This is a genomic window from Paraburkholderia sp. EG287B, from assembly GCF_040965595.1.
In the GTDB taxonomy this organism is placed as follows: domain Bacteria; phylum Pseudomonadota; class Gammaproteobacteria; order Burkholderiales; family Burkholderiaceae; genus Paraburkholderia.
This window is the reverse complement of the sequence record NZ_JBFRCG010000003.1, coordinates 291,639-303,902: the sequence shown is the minus strand read 5'-3', so window position 1 is coordinate 303,902 and position 12,264 is coordinate 291,639. Positions and strand designations below refer to the sequence as shown.

Annotated in this window: 11 protein-coding genes; 1 reads left to right on the top strand and 10 read right to left on the bottom strand. The window is 66.0% G+C overall.

The window, feature by feature from the left end; genetic code table 11:
• Positions 1-17: 17 nt before the first annotated feature.
• The 9 genes from AB4Y40_RS06675 to AB4Y40_RS06635 form a co-directional block, all read right to left on the bottom strand.
• Positions 18-1,253 carry a type II toxin-antitoxin system HipA family toxin gene (locus AB4Y40_RS06675; RefSeq protein WP_368686962.1) on the bottom strand — a complete coding sequence of 412 codons (1,236 nt, stop codon included), beginning with the start codon at positions 1,251-1,253 and terminating at the stop codon, positions 18-20.
• The gene (locus AB4Y40_RS06670) at positions 1,250-1,528 is read right to left on the bottom strand and encodes a helix-turn-helix domain-containing protein (RefSeq protein WP_368686961.1); all 279 of its coding nucleotides are present in this window, start codon (positions 1,526-1,528) and stop codon (positions 1,250-1,252) included. The genes AB4Y40_RS06675 and AB4Y40_RS06670 overlap by 4 nt, the downstream gene beginning before the upstream one ends.
• A 218-nt stretch (positions 1,529-1,746) precedes the next feature.
• The gene (locus AB4Y40_RS06665) at positions 1,747-3,384 is read right to left on the bottom strand and encodes an AMP-binding protein (protein WP_368686960.1); all 1,638 of its coding nucleotides are present in this window, start codon (positions 3,382-3,384) and stop codon (positions 1,747-1,749) included.
• 63 nt (positions 3,385-3,447) lie between these two features.
• Complete coding sequence (locus tag AB4Y40_RS06660) at positions 3,448-3,864, bottom strand: RidA family protein (protein WP_368686959.1); 417 nt, start codon at positions 3,862-3,864, stop codon at positions 3,448-3,450.
• A gap of 41 nt (positions 3,865-3,905) precedes the next feature.
• Complete coding sequence (locus AB4Y40_RS06655) at positions 3,906-5,093, bottom strand: acyl-CoA dehydrogenase family protein (RefSeq protein ID WP_368686958.1); 1,188 nt, start codon at positions 5,091-5,093, stop codon at positions 3,906-3,908.
• A gap of 1 nt (position 5,094) precedes the next feature.
• Positions 5,095-5,949, bottom strand: coding sequence for an enoyl-CoA hydratase family protein (locus AB4Y40_RS06650; protein WP_368686957.1), 855 nt, complete (start codon positions 5,947-5,949; stop codon positions 5,095-5,097).
• A 35-nt stretch (positions 5,950-5,984) separates the two neighbouring features.
• Positions 5,985-6,548: a MarR family winged helix-turn-helix transcriptional regulator gene (locus tag AB4Y40_RS06645; protein ID WP_368686956.1), complete on the bottom strand. Its 564-nt coding sequence runs from the start codon at positions 6,546-6,548 to the stop codon at positions 5,985-5,987.
• Positions 6,545-7,324 (bottom strand): SDR family NAD(P)-dependent oxidoreductase, encoded by a 780-nt coding sequence (locus tag AB4Y40_RS06640; protein ID WP_368686955.1) that lies wholly within the window; start codon positions 7,322-7,324, stop codon positions 6,545-6,547. The genes AB4Y40_RS06645 and AB4Y40_RS06640 overlap by 4 nt, the downstream gene beginning before the upstream one ends.
• Positions 7,325-7,326: 2 nt before the next feature.
• Entirely contained in the window at positions 7,327-9,687 is a 2,361-nt protein-coding gene (locus tag AB4Y40_RS06635) for a bifunctional salicylyl-CoA 5-hydroxylase/oxidoreductase (RefSeq protein ID WP_368686954.1), read from the bottom strand.
• 572 nt (positions 9,688-10,259) lie between these two features.
• Between AB4Y40_RS06635 and AB4Y40_RS06630 the strand changes: the two genes are divergently transcribed.
• Positions 10,260-11,348: an OpgC domain-containing protein gene (locus tag AB4Y40_RS06630; RefSeq protein ID WP_368686953.1), complete on the top strand. Its 1,089-nt coding sequence runs from the start codon at positions 10,260-10,262 to the stop codon at positions 11,346-11,348.
• A 33-nt stretch (positions 11,349-11,381) separates the two neighbouring features.
• Here the strand turns inward: AB4Y40_RS06630 and AB4Y40_RS06625 are convergent, their stop codons facing one another.
• Complete coding sequence (locus AB4Y40_RS06625; RefSeq protein WP_368686952.1) at positions 11,382-12,158, bottom strand: SDR family oxidoreductase; 777 nt, start codon at positions 12,156-12,158, stop codon at positions 11,382-11,384.
• Positions 12,159-12,264 lie beyond the last annotated feature (106 nt).

Sequence of the window (12,264 nt, the reverse complement as noted above, 5' to 3'; positions counted from 1 at the left end):
TGCCCGTGCTCGCGCGCCTAGCGCACCAGCTTCGGGCGCGAGACGGGTTTGACTCCCGGACGTTCGACGGCCCGCCGGATCCTGGCGAGCAGGTCGCCCTCGTGGAATCGCCGGTCCTCGGCGAAGCGCTCGGCGACCGTGAGATAGGCGCCGTGCAGGCGGCTCATGATGTCCTCGCCTTCGGACTGCCGCAGGCCGAGGCGCCGGGCGAAGGCATGGAGCTCCGCCGGCAGCGGGAAGGTCTTGCTCCGGTTGAGGTTGAGCGCCATGCGCCCGTCGAGATCCGGATAGATGTCCGTGCAGACCACGTCGAACACCGGAGCGAGCCGGCGCGGACCGGTCGGGTCGATATAGAGGATTCCCAGGTTCTTCATGTGCGCATCGCCGTCGCGCAACAGGCACGAGAGGGCGATGCGCTCGAACAGGCGGCGTTTCTGCGCCGGGTCCGAGCGCGTATAGATGTCCACCGCCTTGGCGATCATCTCGTAGCTGCCCTCGTATTTCGCCTTGCCGGTGAGCACGCTCATGTCCTCGAAGCCGATGGGCATGCCGTCCGGCTCGCGATCGAAGCGCGACATGACGAACAGCTTGCCGTCTTCGGAAAGCCAGAAGTCGGGGACTTCGAGTGCCGCCTCTTTCGCCACCGACATGCAGAAGTATTCGTTGCGCGCGAGCCCGGGGAAATCGTCGCCTTCGGCCTTCACGATCACCGTGCGCAGGGGCAGTGCCGTGTGCTCGGCGGGACGCGCGGCGGCTTCGTGGGCGAGCGGAACGACCGCCTTCGGCTGTACGCCGGAGATGCCCGAGCCGAGCGCGTAGCGGTCGATCAGGCGCTCGAACAAACGGCCCGACGGCGAGGAAAGCAATTCGTCCAGACGTTCGCCGTCGCTCTGCGGCACCCGTTCTCCCGGCACGGAATAGGTGAGCCGCCCGATCTGATTGGTGCCGGCGAGAAAGAGCAGAAACATGTCGCTGGGCGCGCCGTAACGCGCGAGCCGCTCCTCGATGACGAAGCGCAGGTAGCCCTCTGGCCGGTTCATCGCGAAGATGCCCATCAGGTCGCCGCTCGCATAACTCTGGCGCCGCACCGGCATGGTGAGCGAGACGGCTGCCGTGTCCGGCGCGTCGCCGTAATTGAAGACGAAGCGGCTTTCGCGCGCGAGCAGACCGCTCGGTCCCTGCGGCGTATGGACTTCCAGGTTGCGGATTTCGCGCAGGAGCCTTTCGAGGTCGAATGCGGCGCTGGCAGTCATTCGTCGTCCCTGAATATGTCGTTCAGGTCCTCGAGGATGACGGTATCCATGGGGCGCAGCACGACTTCATAGCCGAGCGCGTTCACGAGACGGCAGAGTTCGCGTACGCCGACGTTGCCTGCGTGTTCGGCGTTCGTGACGGTGCGGCGGGCGACGCCCGCCTGCTCGGCCAGGGCCTGCTGGGTCAGCTTGCGCTCGCGGCGCGTCGCGCGCAGGCCTTCTGCCAGGCGCTCGACGTTGGAGATCGAGAGGTTCGCGGAGTTTTTGCGCATCATGGTGCGCATTATAGGTCGTTATTGGGCAATTTGCGCATAATTCTGCGCATCAAGACGACCGGGGCTTCGCGATGGTAAATGCGCGCAATTTTGCGCAAAGCGGCGGCTGAAACGCCGATATGCGCATGATTTTGCGCAAATCAGCGTTTCCAGGGCCGCGATACGTGATCGTTAAGAATTCAACGGTTTACGTAGTAGTTCTTTCCCCGCGCACCGCTTCACATCGACCGCAACGCCGAGCGCTTGAGCTTGCCGGTCTCGGTGCGTGGCAGTGCGTCGATAAAGGCGATCAGGCGTGGATATTTGTACGCCGCCACCGCGTTCTTCACGAAGTTCTGCAACTCGGCGACCAGGGCGTCGCCGGCGCTGAAGCCCGGGCGCAAGACGACGAACGCCTTCACCACCTGGCCGCGCACTTCGTCGGGCACGCCCGTTACGCCGCACTCGGCCACGGCGGGGTGCTGCATGAGCACTGTCTCGACTTCGGGCCCCGCGATGTTGTAGCCCGACGAAACGATCATGTCGTCGGAGCGGGCCTGATAGAACACGTAGCCGTCGGCGTCGATCGATACGGCGTCACCGGGCAGGTTCCAGCCGCCGCGCACGAACACGGCCTGGCGCTCGTCGGAGAGATAGCGGCAGCCGGTCGGGCCACGCACGGCGAGATTGCCCGTCACGCCGGGCGGCACCGGCTGCAGGTCATTGTCCAGCGCCTGCACGACGTAGCCGGGCACCGCGCGGCCGATCGAGCCGGGGCGCACGTCAGCGCCCGCGGACGACACGAAGATATGGATCAGCTCGGTGCCGCCAATGCCGTCGATCATCTCGATGCCCGTCGCCTCGCGCCATAGTTCGCGGGTGGCCTGCGGCAGCGCCTCCCCGGCGGAGACCGTCTTGCGCAGGCTGGTCAGGTCGTACTGCGTGACGAGCGCCGCCATCTGCCGGTAGAACGTGGGCGCGGTAAAGACGATGGTCGCGTGAAAGCGCTGGATCGTGTCGAGCAGCAGCGCCGGCGTGAGTTTTTCGATCAGCACCGTCGACGCGCCGACGCGCAGCGGGAAACACAGCAGCCCGCCCAGCCCGAACGTGAACGCGAGCGGCGGCGTGCCGCAGAACACGTCCTCGGCCGTGGGCTTCAGGATGTGACGCGGGAACAGATCGCACATGGCGATCACGTCGCGGTGAAAGTGCATGCAGCCCTTGGGCATGCCCGTCGTGCCGCTCGTGAAGGCGATCAGGCAGACGTCGTCGCTGGCCGTGTCGCAGGCCGTGAAGTCGACGGGCTTGTCTGCCGCGAGCGCTTCCAGCGTGCCTGGCGCCGTGTCGTGAAAGTAGCAGACCTGCTTGATGCCTTCGCAAAAGAATTCGTCGGCGGGGTCCATGCAGCGCGCGAGTTCTTCAGTGAGCCGCACGTCGCACAGCGCCGCGCAAACCTGCGCCTTGTCCGCAATCTGCTTGAGCTCCTTCGCGCGCAGGAGCGGCATGGTGGGAATCACCACGAGGCCAGCCTTGAGCGACGCGAGAAACGCCACCGCCATTTGCAGCGTATTTGGCCCGCGCAACAGGACGCGGTTGCCCGGCTGCAGCCCCATGTCTTCCACCAGCGCGCGGGCGCTGCGATTGACGAGCGCGAGCAGTTCGGCATACGTGGTGGCTTGCGGCTTGCCGTCGATGTCCGACCAGATCGCCGGGCGCTCGCCGTGCCCGGCCTCGATCGCGCGGTCCAGCAACTCGACCGCGCAATTCATGCGCGCGGGGTAGGCGACGTCGGGATTGTCGAGCAGCATGTCGGGCCACTGCGACTCGGGCGGCAGATGATCGCGCGCGAACGTATCGACATGGGCGGTGGGTTGCATGGCGTCTCCGGCTGTCTGTATGAGCTGATCGTGCTGTTGCGTGGGCGGCGGGTTATCGGCGCGTTATCGGCGCGTGAGACGCGCGTCATCGGGAATCACGGCGGTCGCTTCGATTTCCACCTTTGCGTCGTCTTCCATGAGCGCCACCACCTGCACCGCGCTCATGGCGATGTCGTAGTCGCCGATCAGCTCGCGAAACGCGGCGCCAATTTCCTTCAGCGATGCCAGGTACTCCTTCTTGTCGGTGACGTACCAGGTCATGCGCACGAGGTGCTCGGGCCTGCCGCCCGCGGTGTCGAGAACGGCGACGATATTGCGCAGCGCCTGCACGGCCTGCGCGCCGAATTCGCGGCTCGTGAAGCGCGCGTTCTCGTCCCAGCCGATCTGGCCGGCGATATAGACCTGCGTGCCGGCAGCGGCGACGCCGTTGGCATAACCGCGCGGCTTGACCCAGCCTGCGGGAAGAAGGGCTTGTTTCATGTTTCGTCCGGTTCCGTAGAGAAGCGTCGCGCAGTACGCGCTTACGCGGCGTTGTATGCCTTGAGCAAATCACGTCCGACGATGAGCTGCTGCACCTCGGTCGCGCCTTCGTAAATGCGCAGCGAGCGAATCTCGCGATAGAGCGACTCGACGACGTTGCCGCTTTGCACGCCCATGCCGCCCCAGAGTTGCACGGCCGCATCGATCACCTGCTGCGCGCCTTCGCTTGCCTGCCACTTCGCCATGGCGGCTTCGCGCGTCACGCTTTCGCCCTGGTCGCGCAGCCACGCGGCGCGATAGACGAGCAGTGCGCTGCTGTCGATGGTGAGCGCCATCTGTGCGAGCTTGGCCTGGGTCAGCTGAAAATCGCCGAGCGTCTGGCCGAACATCTTGCGCGAAGCGGCGCGCGCGAGTCCTTCGGCCATCGCGCGACGCGCGAAGCCGAGCGAAGCCGCGGCAACCGAGGTGCGGAAAATATCGAGCGTGCGCATGGCGATCTTGAAACCTTCGCCCGGCGCGCCGAGCATCTGGCTGCGCTTCACGCGCGCGCCGGTGAAGCGCAGGCGCGCGAGCGGATGCGGTGCGATCACGTCGATGCGTTCGGCGATTTCGAGCCCGGGGGTGCCGGCATCGACCACGAACGCGCTGATGCCGCGCGAGCCCGGCGCCTCGCCGGTGCGGGCGAACACCACGTAGAAGTCGGCGATGCCGCCGTTCGAGATCCACGTTTTTTCGCCGTCGAGCACGTAGTCGTCGCCCTCGGCCCGTGCGGCGAGCGCCATCGCGGCGACGTCGGAGCCCGCTTCGGGTTCGGAGAGCGCAAACGCGGCGATGGCTTCGCCGCGCGCGACGCGCGGCAGATAGCGCGACTTTTGCGCGTCGTCGCCGGCCAGCGAGATGGCGCCGGAGCCGAGGCCCTGCATGGCGAGCGCGAAGTCGGCGAGACCCGAGTGCTTCGCGAGCGTTTCGCGCAACAGGCAGACGGCGCGTGTGTCGATCGTGTCGCCATGGCCGCCGTAAGCGGTGCCGCCCACGCCGTAGCGCAGCCAGCCGGCTTCGCCGAGCTTGCGCACGAGCGCGCGGCAGGTCGCATCGACGTCGTCGTGCGGCACGTGCGCGAGATGCTCGCGCGCCCACGCTTCGATTGCCGCGCCGAGCGCGCGATGGCGATCTTCGAAGAACGGCCACGCGAGCGCGTCGTGGAGATTGGTTTCAACGGCAGCGCTCAATTCAGTCTCCTTCGAAAACCGGACGCGTTTTGGCCGCGAACGCCTCATAGGCGCGGCCGAAATCGCGCGTGGCCATGCAGATCGCCTGCGCCTGCGCTTCGGACTCGATGGCCTCGTCGATGCTCATGGTCCATTCCTGATGCAGCATCGTCTTGGTGATGCCGTGCGCAAAGGTCGGGCCGGACGCGAGATCGGCGGCGAGTTTCTGTGCCTCGGCGAGCAGCATTTCGGGCTCGCAGATGCGGTTGTAGAAGCCCCATGCGTGGCCTTCTTCTCCGCTCGCGGAGCGGCCCGTGTAAAGCAGTTCGGCCGCGCGGCCCTGACCGATGATGCGTGGCAGGATCGCGCACGCGCCCATGTCGCAGCCCGCGAGCCCCACGCGTGTGAAGAGGAACGCGAGCTTGCTGCGCGCGGTGGCGTAGCGCATGTCGGAGGCCATGGCGAGAATCGCGCCCGCGCCGGCGCAGACGCCGTCCACGGCGGCGATGATCGGCTGCGGGCAGTGGCGCATGGCTTTTACGAGGTCGCCCGTCATGCGCGTGAACATCAGCAGTTCGGGCATCGGCAGATCGATGAGCGGCGCGATGATATCGTGCACGTCGCCGCCCGAGCAGAAGTTTTCGCCCGCGCCATGCAGCACGATGGCCTTCACGTCCGTCGCATAGGCGAGCTGACGAAACAGATCGCGCAGTTCTGCATACGATTCGAACGTGAGCGGATTCTTGCGTTCGGGGCGGTTCAGCGTGATGGTCGCCACGCGGCCTTGCACCGACCAGCCGAAGTGTTGCGCCTCATAACCGGCGAGCGTGACGCGGTTGCCCGCGAAGAGCGCTTCGGCGCTGGAACGTGTCGTCAAGATAGGTCTCCCGGATCTTTGCAATTGCAGTGTGTTCAGCTTTCGAGGCCGCTGCGCAGATGTTGTTTGAGCTTGCCGAGCCGCTCGTGCATCTTCGACTTCTCGTCGAGCGAGAGGCCGCCGAACAGCTCCACCACCCATTGCTCGTGCGCGGCCGCCATGCGGTCGAAGAGGGCGCGGCCCTCGGGCGTGAGGCGCACCACGAAGGCGCGCCGGTCGTCGGGGGCGACGTCGCGCACGACGAGGCCTTCCTTTTCGAGCTGATCGGTAATGCCCGTGACGTTGCCGCCCGTCACCATCAGGCGGCGCGAGAGTTCCGTCATGCGCAGACCTTCCGGGTGGCGCTCGAGCTGCGCCATCAGGTCGAAGCGCGGCAGCGTCGTATCGAACTCGACGCGCAGGCGGCGGCGCAGCTCGGCCTGCACGAGGTTCGTCGTGGTGAGCAGGCGCAGCCACAGGCGCAGTCCCATGTGGCTGTCGGCGCCCGTGCTCATTTCCATGTCGACGACATTCTCCGCCGGCTTTTCGACGCCCTTGCGCGGCGCTTTCGTTGCGGCCTTCGCGGTGGCGTTCTTGCGCGTGGATGCGGGCGATGTCATGTGATTTCTCCACCGGAAACGGATATGGACTGGCCCGTGATCGCGGACGATCCAGGCGCGCACAGCCACAGCACGGCGTTGGCGACTTCTTCCGGCATGACGAAACGCTGCTGCGGGTTGTGGCGCACGAGGATGCTGCGCGCTTCGGCTTCGCTGCGCGAAGTCTTGCGCGTGATCTGTTCGAGCGACGCCTGCAGCAGTTCTGTTTCCGTGTAGCCGGGGCACACGGCGTTCACGGTCACGCCCTGCGTGGCCACTTCGAGCGCGAGCGCGCGCGTCATGCCGATCACGCCATGTTTCGAGGCGCAATAGGCGGCGACATACGGGTAGCCGACCTGACCTGCCGTGCTCGCCACATTGACGATGCGTCCGGCCTTGCGCGCGAGCATGCCGGGCAGCACCGCGCGCGTGCACAGGAACGCGCCGGTGAGATTCACGTCGAGCATGCGTTTCCACAGCGCGAGGTCGGTTTGCGCGAACGGCGCGGCCTGAGCCTGGCCCGCGTTGTTGACGAGGGTATCGACGGCGCCGAGCGTTTCCGCCGCACGCGCGAACGCCGCGTTCACGGCTTCTTCGTCGGTGATATCGACGCTCACGCAAGCCACGTTCTCGCCGCCGCCGAGCGCGGCACGTTGGGCGTCGAGCCGCGCGGCGTCACGGCCCATCAGCGTGACACGCGCGCCCGCATGCAGGAGCGCGGCGGCCGTCGCCGCGCCGATGCCGCTGCCGCCGCCGGTCACGACGGCATGACGATCGTTCAGGATTGCCTGGTTCATGCTCACACGGTTCCTTCTGCGCGTTGCGCACGCTCGATCGGCGACAGGCCGGCCGCGGCTGCCGCTGCGGCGCGTTCGCGCTCGATGTTGCGTTCGAGTTGGGTCTTGGCCGCCATGTACTGGTTCGGCCACTTGATGTCGAGGTAGCCGATGCGCGCGGCTTCGGTGAGCGTCCACGAGGGGTTGGCCAGGTGCGGCCGCGCCACGGCGCACAGGTCGGCGCGCCCGGCCGCGATGATGCCGTTCACGTGATCCGCCTCGGAAATCGCCCCGACGGCGATCGTCGCGATGCCCGCTTCGTTGCGGATGCGGTCGGCGAAGGGCGTCTGGAACATGCGGCCGAAGACGGGCTTTTCTTCCTTGCTTACCTGGCCCGACGAAACGTCGATCATGTCCGCGCCTGCCGCCTTGAACGCGCGCGCGATTTCGATGGCGTCGTCGGGCGTGTTGCCGCCTTCGACCCAGTCGTGTGCCGAGACGCGCACCGAGATCGGCTTGTCTTCCGGCCAGACCGCGCGCATCGCCTTGAAAACTTCGAGCGGATAACGCAGACGGTTTTCGAGCGAGCCGCCGTACTCGTCGGTGCGCTGGTTCGTGAGCGGCGAAAGGAAGCTGGAAAGCAGATAGCCGTGCGCGCAGTGCAATTCGAGCCAGTCGAAGCCCGCTTCGTCTGCCATTTGCGTGGCTCGCACGAATTGCGCCTCGATGTCGCGCAGTTCCTCGGTGCTCGCTTCGTGCGACCACTGGCTCACGCCGCGCAGATATTGCTGCGGCGACGCGGAGACGAGCGGCCAGTTGCCCTCGTCGAGCGGCTGGTCGATGCCTTCCCATGCCACGCGCGTCGAGCCCTTGGCGCCGGAATGGCCGAGCTGCATGCCGATTTTCGCGTCCGAGTTCGCATGCACGAAATCGACGATGCGCTTCCACGCCTGCAGATGCTCGGGCGCATACATGCCGGGGCAGGCGGGCGTGATGCGGGCCTCGGGCGAGACGCAGGTCATCTCGGTCATTACGAGGGCGGCGCCGCCCATGGCGCGCGCGCCCAGATGCATGAGGTGATAGTCGCCGGCTACGCCGTCATGGGCGGAGTACTGCGCCATCGGCGAGACGATCACGCGGTTTTTCAACGTCACGCCGCGCACGGTATAGGGCGTGAACATCGGCGGCACGGCGCGCGCCTCGCCACCCGCGCGCTGCGCGAGCCACGTTTCGAAGCCGGACAGATAATGCGCGTCGCGCTCGCGCAGATTTTCGTGCGAGATGCGCTGCGAGCGCGTGAGCAGCGAATAGGCGAACTGCTCCGGATCGAACGTCGCGTAGCGGTCCACGTGCTCGAACCACTCCGTGGAATTGCGCGCGGCGTTCTGAATGCGCAGGACGTCCACGCTACGCACGTTGGTGTAGTGCGTGAGCGCCGCGCGCAGATCGCCGGGGTGCGCTTCCATGCTGTTGGCGAGTTCAATCGCGTCTTCGAGCGCGAGCTTCGTGCCCGAGCCGATCGAGAAGTGCGCGGTGTGCGCCGCATCGCCCATCAGCACGACAGGCGTTTGCTTGCCGTCGGCCGCGGTTTTCCAGTGCACCCATTCGCGATTGACCACGCGCGGAAAGCGGATCCATTGCGACGAGCCGCGCAGATGCGACGCATTCGAGCGCAACGCGTGGCCGTGGAGATAGCGCGCGAACAGCTTCTCGCAGAATGCGATGCTGTCTTCCTTGCTCATGGTGTCGAGGCCGGCTGCGCGCCACACGGGATCGGGCGTTTCGACGATGAACGTCGAGGTGTTGTCGTCGAACCGGTAGGCGTGCGCCTGGAACCAGCCCCATTCGGTTTCCTCGAACGCGAACGTGAACGCGTCGAAGAGTTTCGACGTGCCGAGCCACACAAAGCGGCAATTGCGCAAATCGATATCGGGCTGATAGGTGGCGGCGTACTTCTGGCGCGTGGCGCTGTTCAGGCCGTCGCTCGCGATGATGAGATCCGCCTGGGTGACGTCGTCGTCGGTGATCTGCGATTCGAACACGAGCTTCACGCCGAGCGCTTCGCAGCGCGCCTGCAGGATGTTGAGCAGGCGCTTGCGGCCTATACCGCAGAAGCCATGGCCCGACGAGCGGATCGCGCTGCCGCGAAAGTGAATCTCGATGTCGTCCCAATGATTGAAGGCGTCGAGAATCTCGTCCGCGCTTTCGGGGTCGGCCGCGCGCAGGTTGCCCAGCGTCTGGTCCGAGAACACCACGCCCCAGCCGAACGTGTCGTACGGGCGGTTCCGTTCGATTACGGTGATTTCGTAGTCGGGGTGACGGCGCTTCATCAAAAGGCCGAAATAGAGGCCCGCGGGCCCGCCACCCATGCAAACAATGCGCATGCTCGCTCCTCCGTTCAGTCTGCAAGCTCAATGTAGGTCCAATTACTTTAGGTGTCAAGTAATTCGCGTGCGAGGGCGGGATGACCCTGGGCGCGGCGGCGAAACTTCGGACGATTTGCGGAACCCTCGGCGCGGCCCGGCGTCAACTCGCCATGACGCGAGTAAAGGGAACATGCAGGCTTTCGCGCGCCTTTCCAGGCGCGACGGCCGAAATGCCGCGACGGTGCAGACGTGAAGCCACAGGATGTGGCACCAGAAACGGGCGGCTGCTGATTCGATGTGCATGGCGCGCACCGTCCGGGCGTGCGCGCGCGACTGCGTGCAAGCGTGACGCGGGCGAAATGCTTACCATGGGTTACGCAGGCCCATTTCGCGTCGAGCTGGCATTAAAGTCGCATGGTGAGGCCGCACTTTCGCACAGCCTTTTACGGGACCCTTTCATGCGTTGTGCGTGCAGCGACGAATCGATCAGGCATCCTTACAAAACGACTCCTGAAGCCTGACAGCTTCATCGAATCGAAGTCGCGCACCCCTGCAATCGTAATCTTCGACACGAACGGGAGTCGTCACCAATGAGTCAGACAGCGAAGCGATCGATCGAAATCGACTTTTTCCGAGGTTTCGCATTGATTTCCATCGCGCTCGATCACATTCCTTCCAGCGTGCTTTCGCATGCGATGCTGCACAACTTCGCGTTCTGCGACTCCGCCGAGGTTTTCGTGTTCGTGAGCGGCTATGTATGCGCAGCGAGTTGGCTCGCCATCGCCGGACGAAAGGGCGAGGGCGCGGCCAACCGGCGCTTCTGGCGCCGCGGGCGCGAGATCTACGCCGCCTACCTGTGCACGGCTGCGCTCATGCTGCTGTCGGGCGCGGCCGCGGTGATGCTGCGGGTGGATTCGCCTCTGGTCGCAGAGTCGGGTTATCTGCGCTTCGCTGCGCAGCCGTTCACGATGCTCGCGAATATCGCGGTGTTTCGCGACCAGCCCTATCTGGCCGGCGTGCTGCCCATGTACATCGTGCTCGTGATGCTCTTGCCATTCGTGATGCCGCTTGCGCGCCGCTCGCCCGATCTCGTGCTCGTGAGCAGTTTCGTGCTGTGGTTCGGCGGGTGCTGGCTCGCCGGTTATTTGCCGACCGCGCCCGGCGCCATCTGGCCGTTCAACCCGTTTGCCTGGCAGGCCATGTTCATGCTGGGCCTGCAGTGCCGCATCTATCCGGTGTCGCGCGCGTTCCAGGTCTCGTGGGCGGGCCGCGCCTTGACGGCGTTCGCGCTGGTGCTCGTCGTCACGTTTGCGTTCATCCAGTTGTTCGCCGATCTGGACCCTCAGCCTGGCTACATGAAACAGAATCTCGCGAGCGTGCGCATCGTGAACTTCGCCGCCGTGGCCTGGCTCGCCGCGCAGGCTGTGCGCAAGGGCTGGATAGCATGGCTTGCGCAGCGGCTGCCGGCCGTCGTCAACGTGGGGCAGCAGGGCCTCGTCTGTTTCGTGGGGGGCGCGGTGGCTTCGAACGTCATCGACACGCTGCTGCGTGCAACACACGTCACCGCTTCCTTGCCTGCACGGCTCGCGGGCGATGTGCTCGCGGTCGGCGCATTGCTCGTGCTTGCGGGTGGTGTGCGGCGCCTGAAAGCGGTACGGCCGCGCGTCGCGCTTACGTGAGGCGCGACGGCGACGATTCAATGCACGACACGCTCACGCCTTGACGAGTTCGCGCACGTCGGTGACGGGCACCGATCCGAATGCCTCGCTCAATGCATAGTCGATCAATTGCTGCGCGGCAGCTTCGGGCGTGGACAGCAAACCATTCTGCTTGAGCTGTTCGAAGCGCTCGCGCATCGGGAACTGGTCGACGCGCGTCACACGGATCGCCTCCTGCATGCCGGTGTCGATCACACCCGGCGCGATGCTGCAAATGCGCACGCCGGCGGGCGCGTCGAGGGCGACGGCGCGCGCGTGGTGGTCGAGCGCGGCCTTGGTCGCGCAATACACGCTCCAGCCCGCATACGCGTTGCGCGCGGCGCCGCTCGAAATATGCACGATGCGGCGCGACGCGTTCGCGCCGAGCGCGGGCGTGGCGGCGAGCGCATTCGCGAGCATCAGCGGCGCTGCCACGTTGAGCGTCACGGCGCGCGCGATGGCGAGCGGGTCCTGCGCGCCGAGCGGGGCAATCGGCTCGACGGTGCCCGCGTTGTTGAAGAGCAGTACGCACTGCGCGCCGTGCGCGAACGCATCGAGCGCGTCGCCCGCCAGCCAGCGCTCGAGTGCGGCAGGATCGGCGAGGTCCACGACGGCCTGGGCGAACCGTTCCGGATGGCGGGAAACCAGTTCCGCATGCGTGCCACGGCCGAGGCCGAGCACCTCGATGTCCCGTTGCAGCAGCGATTGCGCGAGCGCCGCGCCCAGTCCGCGCGTATGGCCGGTCACGATGGCGCGCAGGGTGGAACGGGGGGCGGATGTCGAAATCGTCATGGTGTCGTAATGAAAAAAAGGATGCGATCCTTGCATGCGCAAGGTGTGGATGCATGAAATTCGGGGGATTTTGCCGCGCGCCGCGTGGATTCGCGGTGTGGCGCGG